This is a genomic window from Streptomyces sp. JB150 (assembly GCF_011193355.1).
Lineage (GTDB): Bacteria > Actinomycetota > Actinomycetes > Streptomycetales > Streptomycetaceae > Streptomyces.
Genome location: NZ_CP049780.1, coordinates 7,161,808 through 7,181,589, shown reverse-complemented (window position 1 = coordinate 7,181,589; position 19,782 = coordinate 7,161,808). Strand labels below are relative to the sequence as shown.

Annotated in this window: 19 protein-coding genes and 1 pseudogene; 12 read left to right on the top strand and 8 right to left on the bottom strand. The window is 72.9% G+C overall.

Going from position 1 to position 19,782, the window contains the following annotated elements:
* Positions 1 to 74: 74 nt before the first annotated feature.
* The 3 genes from G7Z13_RS32670 to G7Z13_RS32660 all read right to left on the bottom strand — a co-directional run bounded on the left by G7Z13_RS32670 (position 75) and on the right by G7Z13_RS32660 (position 3,461).
* The gene (locus G7Z13_RS32670; protein WP_166004295.1) at positions 75 to 776 is read right to left on the bottom strand and encodes a response regulator transcription factor; all 702 of its coding nucleotides are present in this window, start codon (positions 774 to 776) and stop codon (positions 75 to 77) included.
* 199 nt (positions 777 to 975) lie between these two features.
* Positions 976 to 1,896 (bottom strand): aminoglycoside phosphotransferase family protein, encoded by a 921-nt coding sequence (locus G7Z13_RS32665; protein ID WP_166004293.1) that lies wholly within the window; start codon positions 1,894 to 1,896, stop codon positions 976 to 978.
* Positions 1,897 to 2,141: 245 nt separating this feature from the next.
* Positions 2,142 to 3,461: a phytase gene (locus G7Z13_RS32660; protein ID WP_240926431.1), complete on the bottom strand. Its 1,320-nt coding sequence runs from the start codon at positions 3,459 to 3,461 to the stop codon at positions 2,142 to 2,144.
* A 394-nt stretch (positions 3,462 to 3,855) separates the two neighbouring features.
* On the opposite strand from G7Z13_RS32660, the gene G7Z13_RS32655 reads away from it, so the two are divergent.
* The 4 genes and pseudogenes from G7Z13_RS32655 to G7Z13_RS32640 form a co-directional block, all read left to right on the top strand.
* A complete protein-coding gene (locus G7Z13_RS32655) occupies positions 3,856 to 5,412 on the top strand; it encodes an APC family permease (protein WP_166004289.1) in 1,557 nt (518 codons plus the stop codon).
* Between the two features lie 121 nt (positions 5,413 to 5,533).
* Positions 5,534 to 6,652, top strand: a complete 1,119-nt coding sequence (locus G7Z13_RS32650; protein WP_166004287.1) for a YihY/virulence factor BrkB family protein — start codon at positions 5,534 to 5,536, stop codon at positions 6,650 to 6,652.
* A 230-nt stretch (positions 6,653 to 6,882) separates the two neighbouring features.
* Complete coding sequence (locus tag G7Z13_RS32645) at positions 6,883 to 7,638, top strand: carbonic anhydrase (RefSeq protein WP_240926430.1); 756 nt, start codon at positions 6,883 to 6,885, stop codon at positions 7,636 to 7,638.
* 73 nt (positions 7,639 to 7,711) lie between these two features.
* Positions 7,712 to 8,342 (top strand): annotated as a pseudogene (locus G7Z13_RS32640) (lipase); the annotation flags it as partial.
* A 139-nt stretch (positions 8,343 to 8,481) separates the two neighbouring features.
* Here G7Z13_RS32640 and G7Z13_RS32635 read toward each other — a convergent pair.
* Both G7Z13_RS32635 and G7Z13_RS32630 read right to left on the bottom strand, forming a co-directional pair.
* On the bottom strand, positions 8,482 to 9,009 hold the full coding sequence (locus G7Z13_RS32635) for a hypothetical protein (RefSeq protein WP_166004285.1): 528 nt from the start codon (positions 9,007 to 9,009) through the stop codon (positions 8,482 to 8,484).
* 157 nt (positions 9,010 to 9,166) lie between these two features.
* Positions 9,167 to 9,622: an NAD(P)H-dependent oxidoreductase gene (locus tag G7Z13_RS32630; protein ID WP_166004283.1), complete on the bottom strand. Its 456-nt coding sequence runs from the start codon at positions 9,620 to 9,622 to the stop codon at positions 9,167 to 9,169.
* 78 nt (positions 9,623 to 9,700) lie between these two features.
* Here G7Z13_RS32630 and G7Z13_RS32625 point away from each other — a divergent pair, with 78 nt between their 5' ends.
* From G7Z13_RS32625 to G7Z13_RS32615, 3 genes are all read left to right on the top strand, one after another.
* Positions 9,701 to 10,351, top strand: a complete 651-nt coding sequence (locus G7Z13_RS32625) for a class I SAM-dependent methyltransferase (RefSeq protein ID WP_240926429.1) — start codon at positions 9,701 to 9,703, stop codon at positions 10,349 to 10,351.
* A gap of 129 nt (positions 10,352 to 10,480) precedes the next feature.
* A complete protein-coding gene (locus G7Z13_RS32620; RefSeq protein WP_166004279.1) occupies positions 10,481 to 10,927 on the top strand; it encodes a DUF6153 family protein in 447 nt (148 codons plus the stop codon).
* A 105-nt stretch (positions 10,928 to 11,032) separates the two neighbouring features.
* A complete protein-coding gene (locus G7Z13_RS32615; protein ID WP_166004277.1) occupies positions 11,033 to 11,734 on the top strand; it encodes a DUF305 domain-containing protein in 702 nt (233 codons plus the stop codon).
* 94 nt (positions 11,735 to 11,828) lie between these two features.
* Here the strand turns inward: G7Z13_RS32615 and G7Z13_RS32610 are convergent, their stop codons facing one another.
* Positions 11,829 to 12,188, bottom strand: a complete 360-nt coding sequence (locus G7Z13_RS32610; protein WP_166004275.1) for a metalloregulator ArsR/SmtB family transcription factor — start codon at positions 12,186 to 12,188, stop codon at positions 11,829 to 11,831.
* A gap of 148 nt (positions 12,189 to 12,336) precedes the next feature.
* Here G7Z13_RS32610 and G7Z13_RS32605 point away from each other — a divergent pair, with 148 nt between their 5' ends.
* The 5 genes from G7Z13_RS32605 to tgmB all read left to right on the top strand — a co-directional run bounded on the left by G7Z13_RS32605 (position 12,337) and on the right by tgmB (position 17,432).
* Positions 12,337 to 12,783 carry a Fur family transcriptional regulator gene (locus G7Z13_RS32605; protein ID WP_166004273.1) on the top strand — a complete coding sequence of 149 codons (447 nt, stop codon included), beginning with the start codon at positions 12,337 to 12,339 and terminating at the stop codon, positions 12,781 to 12,783.
* 104 nt (positions 12,784 to 12,887) lie between these two features.
* Positions 12,888 to 14,252, top strand: a complete 1,365-nt coding sequence (locus tag G7Z13_RS32600; RefSeq protein ID WP_166004271.1) for an FAD-dependent oxidoreductase — start codon at positions 12,888 to 12,890, stop codon at positions 14,250 to 14,252.
* A gap of 260 nt (positions 14,253 to 14,512) precedes the next feature.
* A complete protein-coding gene (locus tag G7Z13_RS32595; protein ID WP_166004269.1) occupies positions 14,513 to 15,751 on the top strand; it encodes a hypothetical protein in 1,239 nt (412 codons plus the stop codon).
* 489 nt (positions 15,752 to 16,240) lie between these two features.
* A complete protein-coding gene (tgmA, locus tag G7Z13_RS32590; RefSeq protein WP_166004267.1) occupies positions 16,241 to 16,432 on the top strand; it encodes a putative ATP-grasp-modified RiPP in 192 nt (63 codons plus the stop codon).
* A 16-nt stretch (positions 16,433 to 16,448) separates the two neighbouring features.
* Complete coding sequence (gene tgmB, locus G7Z13_RS32585) at positions 16,449 to 17,432, top strand: ATP-grasp ribosomal peptide maturase (protein WP_166004265.1); 984 nt, start codon at positions 16,449 to 16,451, stop codon at positions 17,430 to 17,432.
* A gap of 49 nt (positions 17,433 to 17,481) precedes the next feature.
* Here tgmB and G7Z13_RS32580 read toward each other — a convergent pair whose 3' ends face one another.
* Complete coding sequence (locus tag G7Z13_RS32580) at positions 17,482 to 17,733, bottom strand: DUF5133 domain-containing protein (protein ID WP_166004264.1); 252 nt, start codon at positions 17,731 to 17,733, stop codon at positions 17,482 to 17,484.
* A 148-nt stretch (positions 17,734 to 17,881) separates the two neighbouring features.
* Positions 17,882 to 19,648 (bottom strand): ABC transporter ATP-binding protein, encoded by a 1,767-nt coding sequence (locus tag G7Z13_RS32575; RefSeq protein ID WP_166004262.1) that lies wholly within the window; start codon positions 19,646 to 19,648, stop codon positions 17,882 to 17,884.
* Between the last annotated feature and the right edge of the window lie 134 nt (positions 19,649 to 19,782).

Here is a 19,782-nt window from a genome sequence, read left to right as displayed (position 1 = left end):
GTCGCCGTCGCGCCCGAGGCCGGACGCCCTCACCGCCACCGTAGCCGGGCCCGCGGGGGCGGGCGCCGCCGGGCTCAGAGGCCGCCGCGGTCCTCGGCCCGGAGCCGGTCCTGGGCCTGGGTGGCGATCACGGCGGCCTGGACGCGCCGTTCGACGCCGAGCTTGGCGAGGAGGCGGGAGATGTGGTTCTTGACGGTCTTCTCGGCGAGGTACAGGCGCTGCCCGATCTGGCGGTTGGTCAGGCCCTCGCCGATCAGCGCGAGGATCTCCCGCTCGCGCGCGGTGAGTCCGGGCAGGGCGTCGGGCCCGTCCGGCGGCTGCTCGGCGCCGCGCAGCCGGGCCATCACGCGGGTGGTCGCGCTGGGGTCGAGCAGGGACTGGCCGCGGGCCACCGTGCGGACCGCGGTGACCAGGTCGGAGCCCTGGATCTGCTTCAGGACGTACCCGGAGGCGCCCGCCATGATCGAGTCGAGCAGTGCCTCCTCGTCGTCGAAGGAGGTCAGCATCAGGCACGCCAGGCCGGGCATCGCGGAGCGCAGCTCGCGGCAGACGGTGACGCCGTCGCCGTCGGGGAGGCGGACGTCGAGGATGGCCACCCGCGGGCGCAGGGCGGGCACCCGCACCAGCGCCTGCCCGACGGTGGCGGCCTCGCCGACGACGGTGATGTCGGGTTCGTCGTCCAGCAGGTCGCGCACCCCGCGCCGAACCACCTCGTGGTCGTCCAGCAGGAACACCCGGATCGGCCCGCCGGGGCCGGGCCGCTCGCCTTCCCCCATCGTTCTCTCCTCGTCCTGGTGCCGCGGGGGTGGGCCCCCTGTCCAGGATCCTCGTCGCTGCCGGGGCCGGACGAACAGGGCCGTTCGGCCCCGATCCAGGCGGTGCACCGGCGGTCGGTGGTTCATCCCTCTCGCCTGACCGGACGTCCCGCGCCGCCCTTCCAGGCGTCCGCGCCGGGCGCCCGCGCCGGTGTCGTCCTCAGCCGCGGGCCCGGACCTCCGCCAGGACCTCCCGGATCACATGGCGGGCGTTGCGGGCCATCGCAGGGTTGGTGTTGCGGTAGTACGGCAGGGCGATCAGCGCCTGGGAGAGGGTGCGGGCGCGGCCGCGGGTCCAGGAGGCACCGTCCTCGCCGAGGCCGTCGCGGAACACCTTCCGCGCCTCGGCGGGCAGCAGGTTCCACGCGGGGAACAGATCGCAGGCCGGGTCGCCCACACCCAGGCATCCGAAGTCGATGACGGCGACGAGCCGGCCGTCGGCGACCAGGAGGTTGCCCGGCATCAGGTCGGCGTGCAGCCAGACCGCGGGCCCGTCCCACTCAGGGGCCCGCAGGGCGTCCTCCCAGACGGCGGTCACCGCGTCGCAGTCGACGCCCTCCTCGGGGAGGCGGCGCAGTTCCCCGATCGCGGCGCGGGTCTCCGCGTCGAGCGAGGTGAGCGGACCGCCGCGGTGGGCCGGCGGGGCTCCCGGCAGGGTCACGGCGCGCATCGCCGCGACGAACGCGGCCAGCTCCCCGGCCAGCCGGACGGGCTCGCTCAGGGCGCCCGCCACGGGGTTCTCCCCCGGCAGCCACCGGTAGACCGACCACGGCCACGGGTAGCCCTCGCCGGGCTCGCCGGCCGCGAGGACCTCCGGAACGGGGGTGGGCAGCAGGGGCGCGAGGCGCGGCAGCCACTCCCGCTCGACGGCCACGTCCGTCGCTCCGCCCGCCACGAGCGGCAGCCGTACGACCATGTCGTCGCCCAGCCGGTACATGGCGTTGACCGTGCCGCCGGACGGGACCCGCCTCAGCGGGAGGCGGGCCCAGTGCGGGAAGCGCGCGGCGATCAGCCGACGGACGAGGTCGTCGTCGAGCGGAGTACCGGCCGGCCGCCCGGTGGGTGCGGGGTCCCTGCTCATGGCGTCACTTCTCCGCCTGGTAGAGCTGTATGTCACAGATCAACCCGACGTCGCCGATCGCGGCCCGCACCGGTTCGCGCGCCATGGCGCCTCCCCCTCTTTCCATCCCGTCCGGCCCGCACAGAGCCGGTGAGCAGGCAGGTTACCGGTGTGTACGCGGGGCGAAGAGGCGGAGGGGCGAAGGCCGGCCGGGGAGCGACGCACAGGGGCCGCTCCCGCCGCGACCGCCGGGCCCGGCACGGACCTCACATGTCCGCGGCGTCCACCACGTCGCCCAGGTCGACGAACTTGAAGCCGGTCGCGGTGCGGGTGCCGCCCTCGCCGTCGGGGACCTCGGGGGTCTCGTGGCCGTCCTGGACGACCAGCAGGCCGTTCGGATAGCGGCTGCCGAGCGGGGCGTTCAGGACGGCGGCTCCGTCGCACTCCTCGCTGCCGTCGAGGGTGGCGGAGGCGGCGCCGACGCGGAAGCCGCCCTCGTACTCGTTGTCCTCGCCCACCTCGCGGTCGTAGAGGGCGAAGGTGTCGTCGCCCTGGCTGGAGGCGAGGAGGTAGCCGTCGCCGTCGGGCTCCTGGAACAGGGTCAGGCCCTCGACGTCGGCGGACAGGTGCTCGCCGCCGTACCCGGGGTCGGCGCCGGCGGCGCACTCCTCGGTGGTCTCGTCGTAGACGCCGGGGACGCCGTACTCGCGGACCCTGTCCACCAGGACCGGCTTGGTGGTGAGGTCGGCGCGCATCCGCCAGATGCCGATGTCCTCCTGGCCGGCGAAGAGGGTGCCGGTGGCCGGGTCGACGACCATGCCCTCGACCTGGGACAGCTCACCGGGTTCCGCGCAGGGGGACCAGGTGGTGCCGTTCGGCAGGCGGAAGGACGACGGCAGGTCGAGGGTGCGGACCTTGCGGTAGCCGACGGTGCCGTTCGCGGCCGGGGTCAGTTCGACCAGGGCGACGCGGGTGCGCTCACGCTGGCTGACCAGGGCGTACGTGCGGCCGGTGGCCTTGTCCTGCCAGGTGGCGAGGCCGTACGCGGTGCGCTGGTCGTTGATCTCGGCCTGGCCGGCGGAGAAGACCGGGGCGGCGGCGGGGTCGGTGATGTCGGTGAGCGGGGCGCCGGGCTCGGCCGGATCGATGCGGTAGATCCGCAGTCGGTCGTTGCCGCGGTCGCTGACGACGGCGACGTCGGCGCGGCCGGCGGAGGTGCGCAGGCCGGTGACGAGGTCGACGTTGTTGAAGCGGCCCGGGGCGTCGTCCTCGGCGGGCGGGCGGGGGGCGGGCAGCGACTGCACGAGGCGGGCGTCGAGGTCGTACACCCGCAGGCCGCCTTCCTTGGCGGTGGCGATGACGAGGCTGCGGTCGGGGTCGGCCGCGTTGCGCCAGATCGCCGGGTCGTCCGCGTCGGAGTTGCCGCCCGCCTCGTCGTCGTGGAGGGCGGGGGTCTCGCTGGTGGGTGTGACCGTCGGCAGGCTCCGGCCGTCGTCGGCCCCGGCGGGGGCGGCGGTCAGGACGGCGAGCAGGGCGGTGCCCAGGGCGAGGGTGGCGGCGGTGCGTGGCGCGCGGTGCGTTCTCACAAGCGCTTCCTTCGTCGGTGTCGAGGACAGGCCGATGCTGGGAGGAGAAGCTTGCGCGTAGAAGACCATGATCTGTACGGACGAGGCAGGCGACGTGGCCGGATGCCGACGCGGTGCGCACGGCCCGCGACAGAAGGCCGAAAATCAGCCACCCTCCCCATGTGGCGCAGATCACACTGTCAGGTTTGGAACAGGACATTACGGGCCGCGCTGCGATTACCGAATATCGAACAGTGGCTTCAACATTTTGGAAGGGAAGCTTCCCGTCCCGGAACACCCTTCGAAACACAGGCAACGAAGACGGAAACACCCTTGAAAGGGCGGATCATGAAGCGTCGATACCTGAATGTCACACACCGTTGCCGCGAAAACCGCAGCACTTAACGTCCTGTTCATGACTCAGCTGGACGTACGGCCGCTGGCCGGAAACGACGACGGAGGCCCCGCCGACGGCATGCGTGCCAAGGGGCTGAGCGGGAACTCCGTCGGGCTGCTCGGCAGCGCCGTGATCGGCGTCTCGACGGTGGCCCCGGTGTACTGCCTGACCTCCACCCTCGGGTCGACCGCGGGCGAGGTCGGTCTGCAGATGCCGGCGGTGTTCCTCGCGGGCTTCCTGCCGATGCTGCTCGTCGCCTTCGCCTACCGCGAGCTGAACCGGGTGATGCCGGACTGCGGCACCTCCTTCACCTGGACGGTGAAGGCCTTCGGCCCAAAGGTGGGCTGGATGTGCGGGTGGGGCCTGGTGATCGCCACGATCATCGTGCTCTCCAACCTCGCCGGCGTGGCGACGTCGTACTTCTGGCTGCTCGCCGGGGAGATCACCGGCAGCGAGGACGTGGCGGCCCTCGACGGGAACAAGGCGGTGCACATCCTCACCTGCCTGGCCCTGGTCGCCGTCGCGACCGTGATCAGCTACCGGGGGATGACCGCGACCAAGGGCGTGCAGTACGCGCTGGTCGGGCTCCAGCTGGTGGTGCTCGCCGTCTTCGTGGTGCTGGCCTTCGCCCAGGCCGGCAGCGCCGACTTCCCGACCTCCGCGGACTTCTCCTGGTCCTGGCTGAACCCGTTCGCGGTGCAGTCCTTCGGCGCGTTCACCGCCGGTCTGTCCTTGTCGATCTTCATGTACTGGGGCTGGGACGCCTGTCTGACCGCCAACGAGGAGACCACCGGCTCCACCAGGACCCCCGGCCGTGCGGCGCTGCTCGCCATGGTCGTGCTGGTCGGCTCCTACCTGGCCACGGGCGTCGCGGCGCAGATGATCGTCGGCTCCGGCGACAAGGGGCTGGGCCTCGCCAACCCCGACACCTCCGACAACGTCTTCGCCGCGCTGGCCGGCCCGGTGATGGGCCCGGCGCTGGGCATCGCGCTCTTCGTCGCCGTCCTCGCCTCGGCCGCGGCGAGCCTGCAGACCACCTTCATCCCGGTGGCCCGTACGGTGCTGGCGATGTCGGCGTACGAGGCGCTGCCCGCCTCCTACTCCAAGGTCCACGAGCGGTTCCGCACCCCGGGCCGGGCCACGGTCATGGCCGGCATCGCGACGGGCGTGTTCTACACCGTAATGACGCTGGTCAGCGAGCACGTCCTGGTCGACACGATCTACGCGCTCGGCCTGATGATCTGCTTCTACTACGCCCTCACCGCCTTCGCCTGCGTCTGGTACTTCCGCGCCGACCTGCTGCGCTCGGGCCGCGACCTGCTCTTCAAGGGCCTCTTCCCGCTGGCCGGCGGCGTCCTGCTGAGCGCGGTGTTCGCCAAGACGCTGGTGGACATGTGGGACCCGGCGTACGGCAGCGGCTCCTCGGTGTTCGGCGTGGGCTCGGTGTTCGTCATCGGCGTGGGTCTGCTCCTCCTGGGCGTCGTGATCATGTACGTGATGCGGTGGCGCAGCCCGGCGTTCTTCCAGGGCAGGACCCTCACGGGGTCGACGCCCGCGCTGGTCGCCGAGGACTGACGGCCGCGCCGCCGGGAGGCCGAGAGGAGGCGGGACACCATCCGGTGCCCCGCCTCTCGCACGTCGCGTGATCCATTTCGGGGAGTGAGTGAGCGAGCGGTCCGGGGGTTACTCGGGGCTCATGACAAAGCTGCATCTCCCCGGGCGCACCGGGCACAAAGAGCGGGACGAAGAGCCCCGGCGGCCGACTCCCGAGGAGGCCGGGCCCGGGCCGGAGGTGGAGCGGGCGGCACCCGCGTCTCCGACCGGGCTGCCCAAGGGAGCCTGGCGGGCGGTGTTCAAGGGCAGTCTCCGCGAGTTCAAGGACGACGAGCTGACCGACCGCGCGGCGGCCCTGACGTACTACGGGGTGCTGTCGCTGTTCCCGGCGCTGCTGGTGCTGGTGTCGCTGCTGGGCATCTCCGGCAGATCCACGACGGACAAGCTGATGCAGAACGTGGATGCGCTGGCTCCCGGCGCCGCGCGGGACATCATCGGGCGGGCCGTCGAGCAGTTGCAGGGCAACGCGGGCACCGGGTCCCTCATGGCGATCATCGGTCTCGTCCTGGCGGTGTGGTCCGCCTCCGGCTACGTGGCGGCGTTCATGCGCACGGCCAACGCGGTCTACGACATCCCGGAGGGCCGGCCCGTGTGGACCATCCTGCCGGTCCGGCTGGGGCTGACCGTGGCGCTGATGCTCATGGCCGTGATCAGCGCGCTGATCGTGGTCTTCACCGGCGGTCTCGCGCGCCGGGCGGGGGACGTACTCGGTCTCGGTGAGACGGCGCTGACGGTGTGGTCCATCGCCAAGTGGCCCGTCCTCGTGCTGCTGGTCACGCTGATGATCGCGCTGCTGTACTGGGCCAGTCCCAACGCCCGGGTGCGCGGCTGGCGCTGGATCACTCCGGGCAGCTTCCTGGCCCTGGTGATCTGGATGATCGCCTCCGCCGGGTTCGCGTTCTACGTGGCCAACTTCGGCTCGTACAACAAGACGTACGGCACCATGGCCGCCGTCATCGTGTTCCTCGTCTGGCTGTGGATCACCAATTTGGCGATCCTGCTGGGTCTGGAGTTCGACGCGGAGACCGCCCGGCAGCGGGCCATCGCCGGCGGCCACCCGCCGGACGCCGAGCCGTACACCGAGCCCCGCTCGACCCGCACCTGGGACGAGGACGACTACACGCCCCGCGAGGAACGGGAAGGGGAACGGGAACGCGCAACGGAAGGGGAAGGCGAACGGCCGCCGGGCCGCTCGTCCTGAGCCGTCGGGCGCTGTCGGATCGCCGGCCTCCCGGCCGTGCCCGGCCGGCAGCCGTCGGGCCCTGCCCGGTCGCGCGGCCGTCGGACCCCGGCCGGTCGTCAAGAACTGCCCTCGGGTCCGCCAACGGCGGCCCAACGGCCGGCCATTGCTCGGCCATGGCGGGTCATGAGCGGGTCATGATGCGGCAGCGCACGGCAACCGGACAGCTTTTCGGATTTACGTTCGTCGCCGTGAACCTCGACGACACCCCGCTCAGAGCCGCCGAGGCGGCTCCCGCGCGCCGCTCCCTGCTGCGCGCCGCCGTCACCGGAGCCGCCGTCACCGGAGCCGCCGTGGCCGGCGCCGGCCTCGCCCTGGACGTCTCCCCCGCCGCCGCGGCCCCGCCCGCCGCCCGCCCGCGTCCCACCACCGCGACGGAGGCGCTGCGGGCACTGGCCGTCGGGAACGCGCGCTGGCGCGCCTACCGGGAGCGGCACCCGGACGAGACCCCGGCCGTGCGGCAGGAGCTGGTCTCGGGCCAGCACCCGTTCGCGATCGTGCTGGGCTGTGTCGACTCGCGGGTGCCGCCGGAGCTGGTCTTCGACCAGGGGCTCGGCGATCTGCTCACCGTGCGCAGCGCCGGTGAGGTGCTGGACGAGGCGGTGCTCGGCAGCATCGCCTACGGGGTGCTGGAGCTGGACATACCGCTGGTGATGGTGCTGGGCCACCAGTCGTGCGGGGCCGTGCGGGCCGCGGTGGAGGCCGACGCGTCCGGCGGGCGGCTGCCCGCGCATATCCAGTACCTGGCCGACCGGATAGCCCCGGCCATCGACCGCACCACGGAGGGCGACGCCCGCGTCGACGCGACCATAGACGCCAACGTCCGGCTGGTACGGTCCCTGCTCGCGGCCGAGCCGGATCTCGCCGAGCGGGTGGCGGACGGGCGGCTCGCCATCGTCGGCGCGCGCTACGAGCTGACCAGCCAGGCGGTACGGCGCCTGGCCTGACGTACGATCGCCGCGAAGCGCGTGCCGGCCGGTCCGGTGACACCGCCGGGAGGGCGGGGCGAGCAGCGGGACCATGCCGACGAACTGGATCACCACTCCCCTCACCGAGGACGTCACCGCGGGTCTCCTGCGCGGCGCCCTCGACCTGGAGCGCACCGCGCGCGGTGTGCTGCCGCACCGGCTGCCCGCCCGGGCCCGCGCCCAGTGCGCCGCCCCGCAGCTCGCCGTGGCCGAGTGCCAGCCCTCCGGCGTACGGCTCGTGTTCCGCAAAAGGCGCCACCGCCGTGGAGCTGGACACCGTGCCCACCAAGCGCGTCCACGTGGGCGCCCCGCCGCGCCCGGACGGCGTCTACGACCTGCTCGTGGACGGCGCACCGGCCGGCCGGGCCACCGTGGCCGGCGGCGACACGCTGACCATCGACATGACCACCGGGTCCGTCGAGGTCCGGCGCGGGCCGGCCGGCACCGTGCGGTTCGCCGGGCTGCCCGGCCGGCCGGAGGTGGTGGTGGTCCGGCTGCCGCACAACGAGACGACCGAGCTGGTCGCGCTGCGCACCGACGCCCCGGTCGAACCCGTGCCGAGGGACCCGGGCCGCCGGATTTGGCTGCACCACGGCAGCTCGATCAGCCACGGCTCGGACGCGGCGAGCCCCACCACGACCTGGCCCGCGCTCGCCGCCTCCCTCGGCGGGGTGGAGCTGATCACGTCGACGCCGTACGGCGGGCGCTGGCCGCCGACTGGGGCGAGCCGCCGCTCGTCGCGGCGCCCTGAGCACGCCGCACCCCTGGCGTCCGGCCCGCCGGTTCGCGCACGTCGGCGGGGCGGGATCGCACCGTCCGGTGTCAGGCGATGAGCGCCTGGTCGGGGCCGAGGCGGGCCAGGAGGTGGTCCAGATGCAGTCCGGCCACCGGGGCGACCAGGTCGGGGTGGCGCAGCAGCGCCGCGGCGTCACGGTCGCGTACGCCGGGCTCGGTCAGGCGGCGGAACTCGGCCGGTGTGCCCAGGGGCTGCGGGCCGCGGGTGAGCTCGGCCACCGCCTGCCGGGCCAGCTCGGGGTCGGTGAGCAGGCTGGCGGCCCAGCTGGCCACGACCTCGTCCACCCAGGTCCGCCACGCGCTGTCCTCGGTGTGCGCGCCGCCCGCCGCGTCCGCGCCGGTGACCCAGTCCAGGCGGGCCGAGCCGCCGGGGCCGGCCAGCGCGACCAGCGCCGCGTCCGTCCGCGTCGGGTAGCGCAGGCAGGCCGCGACCGTCACCGCCTGCCGCGCCTGCACCTCGCACAGGGCGGCGGCCAGCGCACCGCCCGACGCGGGGTAGGCGCGCGTCAGCCACTGAGCGGTCGCCGCGATGAGCGGGCTGAGTTCTGTGAGCACTGGCTGGCCGTCCGGGCTGCGGGGGAACAGGGACCGGACGAAACGGTATCCCGCACACCGCGGGCAGGGACATGCCCTGTCTCGCATCGCGGGCGTGGCCTCGCCCACATTCGCCGGGCACGGGGTTTACGCCCGCACGGGCACGCGAGGCCGCCGGTCACCCCGGCATCAGGCCGGCCGCGACCGTCGCGCCCAGCTCCCAGCAGGCCTCCAGGTCGGCCTTGCCGGGTGCGCCGGTGAGGGTCAGGGGATCGGCGGCGCGGCGCCAGGCGAGGCCCGTGGTGATCGACTCGATGCCGCGGACGGCTCCGGTGACGTCGCTGCCGCCGTGCACCCAGTAGCCGAAGGGGCGGCCGCGGGTCTCGTCCAGGCACGGGTAGTAGACCTGGTCGAAGAAGTGCTTCAGCGCGCCGGACATGTAGCCGAGGTTGGCGGGCGTGCCCAGGAGGTAGCCGTCTGCGGCGAGCACGTCGGACGCGGTGGCGGACAGCGCCGCGCGCCGCTCGACCCGCACGTCCTCGATCTCCGGCGTCGTCGCCCCGGCGACGACGGCCTCGAGGATCGCCTGGCAGTTGGGCGACGGTGTGTGATGGACGATCAGCAAGGTGGCCACGGCGGAACCCTAACGCCCGTTGTCACACGGCTGCCGGGGTGCGAGGATGCCCGCCACGACCACGCCGGAGGAGGCATCGTGACCGAGGGGGACCACCGGCCGCCCGCCGGGGCGCCGGACGCCGCGGCGGTGTTCGACGCGCTGGGCTCGGCGTACGAGAAGGCGTTCGCGGGATCAGCGGCGCACCGCGCGTCGCTCGACTGGCTGCTGGAGCGGCTGGCGCCCGGCAGCAGCGTGCTGGACGTGGGCAGCGGGACGGGCCGGCCGACCGCCGAGACCCTGGCCGGGGCCGGCCACCGGGTGCTGGGCGTGGACGTCTCGCCGGTGATGGTGGAGCTGGCGCGGCGGCAGGTGCCGGATGCCGCCTTCCGATGCGCCGACATCCGCGAGGTGCCGCTCGCGGAGGGCTCCTACGACGCGGTGTGCGTCTACTTCTCCCTGCTCCAGATGACCCGCGACGAACAGTCCGGACTGCTGGAGCGGCTGGTGCGGGCGCTGCGGCCGGGCGGGCACATGGTGCTGGCGACGGTGCCCGTGGACGTGGCGGGCGTCGACGCCGTGTTCATGGGCCGCCCGGTGCGGGTCACCAGCTTCGCCGCCGAGGACTTCACCGCCCTCGCGACCGGCGCGGGCCTGACGGTGCTGCGCGCGGAGGAGTCCCTGTTCACCCCGGCCCACCCCGAGGCCGTACCGGAACCGCACCTGTTCGTGTACGCCCGGCGCGACTGAGCCGGGGGTGTTGGCGCCGGTCGCCGTGCGCCGGGGCGGGTGGCACGTCCGCCGCCCCTTCCCGGACCGGAGCGGTTCGGTCCGTTACCGTGGCCGGGTATCGCGTCGCGGTGAGGAAAGGGATCGGGCGTGCGGGTGAGCCGGTGCGTGCGGGCGGGAGGCGCCCTCGGACAGCTGCTGCTCGTGCTGGTGCTGGCCGTCGGTGTCTTCGTGATGCACACGCTCGGGCACCCGCGGGAGCACTCCGGCGGCGAACACCCCGGCAGCGCGTCGCACGGTGTCGCCGCCGCGTCACACGTGCCCGTGTCCGGGCACGCGGTGGCCGATCACTGGATGTCCGGCCCCTCGGGCCACCCGTCGTCCGCTCCGCATGAGCCGGGGATGGCCATGGACATGACCTCGCTGTGCGTGGCGGTCCTGTTCGGCGCGTGGGCGCTGGCCGTGCTGCTCAGGGCGGCGTTCGCCCGGCGTGACGCATCGCTCGCCGTACTCCTCGCGCGAGTCGCCTTCGTCCGGCGGCCGAATCCCCCGCCTCGCGGACCCGATCTCACCCGGTTGTCGGTGCTGCGGCTGTAGGCCGAAAGGCGCGCGCGGGCCCGCACACGCGGACCCGCCTCTTCGCGTACGCCTCCCACGGCCACCGAAACAGCAACAGAACCGACATTTAGGGTGAGATCCACCATGACTGGCTTCACGCGCGCCCTGCGCCGCCACCCCGCAACCGCCCGCCGTACCGCCGCAACCGCCCGCCGTACCGCCGCGTCCGCCGGCCTCGTCGCCGCCGGTGCCCTGCTCCTCGCCGCCTGCGGCGGGGACGGCACGGGCGGCATGCGCCACGGCGCCGGCGGCTCCACGCCCACGACCGCGTCCGAGGCCGCCGAGGCGGCGGCCGGTGAGGGCTTCAACGACACGGACGTCACCTTCGCCCAGCAGATGATCCCCCACCACGAGCAGGCCCTGGAGATGGCCCGACTCGCCGACGGCCGGGCCTCGGACCCGGAGATCAAGGACCTCGCCGGGCGGATCGAGCAGGCCCAGGACCCCGAGATCCGGACCATGAAGGGCTGGCTGGAGTCCTGGAAGCAGCCGGCCGCCGCCCGGTCCGGGTCCGACATGGAGCACGGCGGTCACGGCAGCGGTCACGGCAGCGACGACGGCATGATGTCCGCCGCGGACATGGAACAGCTCAAGGGCATGAAGGGCACCGCCTTCGACAAGGCGTTCGCCGAGATGATGATCGAGCACCACAACGGCGCGATCAGCATGGCCCGCGACGAGCAGCGGAACGGCGAGAACCCCGGCGCCAGGAAGATGGCCGGCGACATCGTCGACGGGCAGTCCGCCGAGGTCGAGCAGTTGCGGGACATCCTCGACCGACTCTGACACTCTGACCGATTCTGACCGACCGGCCGTCCGGGCCCCGTGCGCGGGGTCCGGACGGCCCACCGCTCACGCCGGCATCGCACCGGCACCGCCTTCAGTCGTGCGGAGCCTTTCCGCTGACCCGGTGGTCGGCGTGGCTGAGGGCTTCCATGACCAGGCGGCGCAGATGGCCGTCGCGCAGGCTGTAGTGGATGTGCCGCCCCTCCCGGCGGGACTCGACCAGCCCGGCGAGCCGCAGCTTGGCCAGGTGCTGGCTGACCGCCGTGCGCGAGGCCGCGCAGCGCTCGGTGAGCGTGCCGACGTCCGACTCCCCCTGCGCCAGCAGCCACAGCAGATGCAGCCGGGTGGGATCGGCGAGCATCGCGAACACCTCGGTGGCCTCCGCCAGACGCGCGCCGTCCGGGGGGCGCAGATGCGCGTCGAGGGCGGGCGACACGGGCTCACGAGCAGGCATGCGTACAGCCTAGAGGCTGCCGCACGGGACACATGACGGCACGTTCATATGGACATGGCTTTCATTGCCACCTACCCTTGGATCATTGCTCCCGCCCCCCCCTCGCGCACCGCCACGGTGCGCCGCACGCCACTGGAGGTGATCCGCCGTGAGCGGCCGTACGACGCGGCAGCGAGCGGCCGTGCTCGACGGCCTGACGCACTGTCACGGCTTCGTGTCCGCGCAGGAGTTGCACGCCCGGCTGACCGCGCGCGGCGTGTCCATCGGCCTGACCACCGTGTACCGCGCGCTGCGTCACTTCGCGGCCACCGGCGGCGTCGACATGGTGCGCGACAAGGCGGGTGAGCGGCTCTACCGCCCCCGGCCCGGCGACGGGCACCGGCACTATCTGATCTGCCGTCACTGCGGCTTCAGCCGTCCCCTGGACAGCGCGGTCGTGGAGGAGTGGGCCGAACGCGTCACGGCCGACACGGGGTTCGCCGCGGTCGAGCACACCGTGGAACTCACGGGCGTCTGCACCGAATGCCAGGCCGCCTCGAGAGTGGACGATGGGCAGCCGGTGAAGGTTTCGAAGGCTCGCTTATCACCCTCATAAGTGAGCCTTATGAGCCCATAGACCGGACCCGCGTACCGACTTAGGCATGCCTTAGCTTAGGCTTCCCCGCGAGTCGCTTGTCATCGCTCGAAGGGAACCTGATCATGCCCCGCCCTCTGCGGGTAGCCATCGTCGGTGCCGGCCCGGCCGGGATCTACGCCGCCGACGCCCTGCTCAAGTCCGACGTGGCCGCCGAACCCGGCGTGTCCATCGACCTCTTCGAGCGGATGCCGGCACCGTTCGGCCTGATCCGCTACGGCGTCGCTCCGGACCACCCCCGGATCAAGGGCATCATCACCGCCCTGCACCAGGTGCTCGACAAGCCGCAGATCCGCCTCTTCGGCAACGTCGACTACGGCACCGACATCAGCCTGGACGACCTGCGGTCGTTCTACGACGCGGTGATCTTCTCCACCGGCGCGATGGCCGACCGGGACCTGCCGATCCCCGGCATCGACCTCGACGGCTCCTACGGCGCCGCCGACTTCGTCTCCTGGTACGACGGCCACCCGGACGTGCCGCGCACCTGGCCGCTGGAGGCGGAGAAGGTCGCCGTCCTCGGCGTCGGCAACGTCGCCCTCGACATCGCGCGCATCCTCGCCAAGACGGCGGACGAGCTGCTGCCGACCGAGATCCCGCCGAACGTCTACGAGGGCCTGAAGGCCAACAAGGCCGTCGAGGTCCACGTGTTCGGCCGCCGTGGCCCGGCGCAGGCCAAGTTCAGCCCCATGGAGCTGCGCGAGCTGGACCACTCCCCCAACATCGAGGTCATCGTCGACCCCGAGGACATCGACTACGACGAGGGCTCGATCGAGACCCGGCGCGGCAACAAGCAGGCCGACATGGTCGCCAAGACGCTGGAGAACTGGGCGATCCGCGACGTCGGCGACCGCCCGCACAAGCTCTTCCTGCACTTCTTCGAGTCGCCGGTGGAGATCCTGGGCGAGGACGGCAAGGTCGTGGGCCTGCGCACCGAGCGCACCGAGCTGGACGGCACCGGCAACGTCAAGGGCACGGGCGAGTTCACCGACTGGGACGTCTCCGCCGTCTACCGCGCGGTCGGCTACCTCTCCGACAAGCTGCCGAAGCTGCCCTGGGACATCGACTCGGGCACCGTGCCCGACGAGGGCGGCCGGGTCATCGAGGAGGGTGGCGGCCACCTGCAGTCGGTGTACGTCACCGGCTGGATCCGGCGCGGCCCGGTGGGTCTCATCGGCCACACCAAGGGTGACGCCAACGAGACCGTCGCCAACCTGCTGGACGACTTCGCGAACGGCCGTCTCCAGACCCCGCAGGCGCCCGCGCCCGAGGCCGTCGACGCCTTCCTGGCGGAGCGGAACATCCGCTTCACCACCTGGGAGGGCTGGTACAAGCTGGACGCCGCGGAGAAGGCGCTGGGCGAGCCGCAGGGCCGCGAGCGCGTGAAGATCGTCGAGCGTGAGGACATGCTCAAGGCGAGCGGTGCGTAAGCGCACGTACCCGGCATCGTCGTGCCGTACGGCGGTGAAGGCGCCGTACGGCGACGAAGGGGCCGTAGGCCGGTGAAGGGCCCGTAGGCCGGCGGAGGGGCCCGGTGGTCGTCCACCGGGCCCCTCCGCATGCGCCTGTCTCCCGGAGGGGGGCGTACGGATTCGCGGAGGGAGCGGAGAGGGGCACCCCGGTTGATCGTCATGCGGGTGGGGCACCGATACTGGCAGACAGCACGACGCCCCCGCTCACAGATGGACTCATGCCGACCTCCACCACCGCCCACCCCATGACTCCCCCCACGGTGTGGCTGGCTCGCGGCCGCCATGTCGGTGCCGTCGCCGAGGACGTCCTGCGGCGGCGTCTGCGCGACCTCAAGGCGCGCGGGGTGATCCACGACCACATGGAGCCGCCGCAGCCCGAGGACCACCCGGACAAGGTGTTCGAGGCACGCTGGGCGGTCGCCGGGGACATCACCGTGCGGGCGCGGCTGACGCTCGCGGCGCCGTCCGACGGCGGGCGGGAGTGGGTGCTGGCCGCCGAGGCCGAGGCGGTCTGGGACCCGGAGTGGCCGTCGCCCGCGACCATGTTCTGGCCCGAGGAGGCCGACGGAGCCGAGGGCACGGAGACGGAGTGGGACCGGCTCAGCGGGTCGGACCTGCGCCTGCGGGACATCAACCCGCTGCCCGCCGACGACAAGGAGCTGCGGCGCGTGCTGCGGGACGCCGCGCCCGACACGTGGGCCGTTCACATCGTCGTCCACGAGGCCATGACCCCCGACGAGCGCGGCCGCCGCCCGCTCGCCCCGCTGCTGCCGCCCGGTCTGCGCCACCGCGTGGTGGAGCACCGCGCCGCCCCGCACCAGCTGCGCGCCGTGAACTGGGCGCTGCGGGAGTTCGGTGTGGAGCTGCCGCGCGGCGGCGCCGTGGTGCTGCCGGGCGTCCCGGCGCCGGAGGGCTACGACTCGGGCGGGTTCTCCGTGCGCACCGTCTTCCTCGACGGCTCCCGGCCCACCGAGCTGATCGGCGCGGTCAACCGGTTCGCCCGCACGCCGAGGCCGCTGCCGAAGGGCGCCGACGAGGTGATCACGGCGCTGCGCGAGGACTGGCACCTGCTGACGCTGGAGGAGGAGCTGGAGCGCCAGCGCGCGCTGGTGGCGATGTACGCCGAGGCGCTGGAGGCCATGACCCGGTCCCGCGACCTGTACCGGGAGGCCGCCGAGCGGGCCAACGAGGCGCTGGCCGCGTACCGTGAGTCCGCGGGCCTGCCCGCCCCGGCCCTTCCGGCGCCCGCCCGGGCCCAGGACAGCCGCCCCGCCTCCCCTCTTCAGCAGCTGACCCGCACGCTGGAGCGCTTCAAGGCCGGCAAGTCCCGCCGCGAGCCTGCCGCCGAACAGCCGGCCACCGCCACCCCGGCTCCGGGCGCCCCCGCACCGGGCGTCCCCGAGCCGGCGGTGCCCCAGGCGCACTCCCCCGAGTCCCCGGACGCCGGAACGCCTTGAGCCGGCGGCTCGGCCGCCTCGCCCCCGCCAGGGCGCACAGCCGAGCAAGGTGCGAGAAGAAACCTACTCAAGGGGCCGCCCGGCCCGCGCCGTGCCGTGGCTGCCGGCCGGTCAGGCGGTCGCTCCGGGCGCCGCTACTGCCGCGCCCGGCTCCCTCCGTGCGCCAGGTCGGTACATGTGAGGCAATACCGCGGCCGTATCAGGGAATTGGAGGAGTGGACGACCCACCCCGCAGTGTCCCTACGCTCCCCGCACTCGCCGGATCTCACACCGGTCGCCTCTCCGTAATCTCGCCGGACTCAACCGCCGGGCGCCCTGAACCGTCTCAGGTTCAGGGCGCCCTGTACGCAGAAAAAAATTACGGAGCGTAAGGAAACCAACCAGGCGTTCGATTCGTATAAGTCCATGAAAGCCCTGGAGATCCCGTGGCGAAGTCAGGAAGCGGCGTGCCGACGGCTTCACCGGGGCAGCACCGACGAGGGAGAGACGATGCAACCGTTCGCGCTCAACTACGCACGCCCGACGGCGGAGTTGGACGTCGCCACCCCCTACGCCTACGACCCCGGACGGCAGTTGAACGTGCTCTTCGACGGCCGGATCGCCGCGACCGATCACGCTCTGCTCCGGGAGCTGGGGACCACGACGTCCACGGCGGGCTCGAAGACCCACTTCGACGACTGACCACGGACCGTCGACGATGACCGTACTGATCCTGACCAGCGACCAGGACGTGACCGCGGACATGGTGGTCGTGCACCTGAACGCGTCCGGAGTGCCGGTGGTCCGGCTGGACCCCGCCGATCTGACGGGCGGGGTCTCGCTCTCGGGCGAGTATGTGCACGGCTCCTTCCGGGGCCATCTGTGGTCCGCGGGGCGGCTGGTGGGTCTGGAGGGGCTACGGTCCGTGTGGGTGCGCCGCCCGGGCGCCCCGGCCGCTCGCGCGGCGGCGCCCTCCGCCTGGCTGACCGAGGAGTCGTCGCAGGCGCTGTACGGCATGCTGCGCTCCACCGGAGCCCGCTGGATGAACCATCCCGACGCCGCTCGCCGGGCCCGTCACAAGCCGTGGCAGCTGCGTCTCGCCCAGTGCAGCGGGCTTCCGGTGCCGGCCACACTGATCACGACCTTGCCGCAGGCCGCGCGGGACTTCGCCGAGCGTTTCCCGGATCTGGTGGTCAAGCCGGTCTCGGGCGCGCATCCGCAGGAGCCGCCGCAGGCCGTGCCGACCAGCCGGGTGCCGCCCGGCACCGACTTCGCCGCGGTCGCGTTCGGGCCGACGCTGCTCCAGCGGCGGATCGCCAAGCGGGCGGACATCCGGCTCACGGCCGTCGGCGACCGGCTGCTGGCGGCCCGCAAGGAGACCCCGCCCGACGCCGACCCCGACGAGGTCGACGTCCGCTTCGCCACGCCCGTCCTGCCCTGGGCCGCGGCCGAGGTGCCGCCGCGGATAGCGGAGGGGGTGCGCGCCTATCTGCGCGGGGCGGAGCTGGCGTACGGCGCCTTCGACTTCGTGGAGGACGGCGACGGGACCTGGTGGTTCCTGGAGTGCAACCAGTCCGGTCAGTTCGGGTTCGTGGAGGTGGACACGGGTCAGCCGATCGCCCGGGCGATCGCCGAGTGGCTGGCCCGGCCCGCCGCGGGGCTGCCGCGGCGGAGCTGCGACGCCGGCACCGCGGTCCCGTGACCGCGGTGCCGGCGTCGTGGGGTGCGCGGCGGACTCGTGGTACGGCGGGTCAGACCGCCACCGACAGGCCGCTGTCGCTGTCCTCGTCCGGGTCCGCCGCCCGGCCGTCGGTCAGCAGCAGGGCGTCCGCCCTGGCGATGGCCTCGTTGATCTCACTGGTGCCCATCATCACGCAGAGCGTGTAACTGACGTCGTCCAACTCGCGTGCCGTGGCCGCGCTCTCCCGCTCCGCCTGAGCGATCCGCAGGGTCGCGTACCGGGTCAGGAGCTTTCTGACGACCTTCGGGTCCGGTACAAGCACGGGGCGCCCCTCTCTCGGTTTTTCGCTGCGTATGCCCGGACGGTGCCGGACCAATCACCTCCGCGGCGTGCCGTTCACATTTGACGCAATACCGTTGCTTAACGCCCACGGCGCGCGGGGCGTGCGCCGGGGCGTATCCGAAATCCGTTCACGCTGCTTGGCCCTGGTGCAGCGCCGCGTAGGCGCCGCCCCGGCGGAGCAGTTCCTCGTGGGTGCCGACCTCCTGGATCCGGCCGTCGCCCATGACCACGATCCGGTCCGCGCCGCGCACCGTGGACAGCCGGTGGGCGACGACGAAGGTGGTCCGGCCGCGCAGCAGCCGGGCGAGCGCCTGCTGGACCAGTGCCTCGGAGCGGGTGTCGAGGGCGGAGGTGGCCTCGTCGAGCACCAGCACCCTGGGGTCCCGGATGAGGGCGCGGGCGATGGCGAGCCGCTGCCGCTGCCCACCGGACAGCCGGGCGCCGTGCTCCCCGACCAGGGTGTCGAGGCCCTGCGGCAGCCGGTCGACGAACTCCAGCGCGTTCGCGTCCCGCAGCGCGGCGCGGACGGCCTCCTCGTCGGCGTCGTCCATGCCGTAGGCGACGTTCTCGCGGACCGTGCCGTCGAAGAGGATCGACTCCTGGGGCACCACGGAGACGAACCGGCGGTAGGTGCGCAGGTCGAGGCCGGCCATGTCGGTGCCGTCGAGCAGCAGCCGGCCCCGGGTGGGGCGGATGAAGCCGATGACCAGGTTGAGGACGGTGGACTTGCCGGCGCCGGACGCGCCGACCAGGGCGATGGTCTCGCCGGGGGTGACGTCGAGGGTGAAGTCGCGGACGGCGGCCCGCCCGCCGTCGTAGGCGTAGCCGACGTGTTCGAAGGTGACGGCGCCGTGTACGGCGGTGACCTCGGCCTTGCCCTCGTTGTCCTCCAGTTCCGGCGCCTGGAGCACCTCGCCGACCGAGCGGACCGACTCCAGGCCCTTGGAGATGACCGGGGTCAGGCCGGCCAGCGTGGTGACGGAGTTGGTGAGGGTGGTCAGGAACGCGCTGAGCATGACGACGTCGCCGGGGGTGACGCCCCACACGCCGTAGTACGAGATCAGCGCGGCGCCGGCCAGGACGAGGACGCCGACGACGTTGAGCACCACCCAGGCCAGCGAGCCGAATCGGCCGTTGACCAGGTCGAGGCGCATCCCGGAGGCGAGCAGCCGGCGCAGGGTGCGGTCCATGCGGCGCAGCGCCTTGCCCTCCAGGCCGTGGGCGCGGGTGACCGGGATCAGACGGGTCATCTCGGTCACCCGGGAGGACAGGGCCTCCACCTCGTGCCGGAAGTGCTCGTTGTGGGTGCGCAGCCGGGACCGCAGCCGGGCGACGAGGAGGGCGGCGGCGGGCACGACGACCAGGAAGACGGGGAGGAACTCGGGGGTGCGGACGGCGATGATGACCAGACCGCCGATGAGCACGGTGGTGGCGCCGAGTCCCTGCTCGGCCGTCTGCTGGACCATCTGCTCGACGGTCTCGACGTCGCGGACCACCTTGGCCTGGAGGACGCCGGCGCTGACCCGGGAGTGGTAGCCGATCGACAGCTGCTGCATGCGGGTGCACAGCGCGGAGCGCAGGCCGGTGCCCATGCGGCGGACGCTGCCGTAGAGGAGGCGGACGTAAAGGACGTGCAGGGGGTAGTTGACCAGCAGGATGAAGAGGATGATCCCGGTGCTGGCGAAGAGTTCGGCGACGGGCCGGTGCTGGACGACGGTGTCGATGATGGACGCGGTGATCAGCGGCAGCAGCCAGATGGGGCTGTGCTTGAACGTGAAGACGCCGACCGCGGCGGCGAGACGCCGGCGGTCGGCGCGGAACAGGTAGGCGAGGGTGCGTATCGGATGCTCGCCCTGGTAGCGGTGATCGAGCGGTTTCTCGGGCGGCGACGCCATCGGCGGTGATCCTCTCCGGTGACCTGGGTAAGTCCGGTGACCCCGGGGACGAGACACTTTCCGCGAAAGCGCTTTCTCGTCCCCGTGTTCGGCCAGGGGTACACCACCGTGGGGCGGTCGGGCCGGAGTGTCCG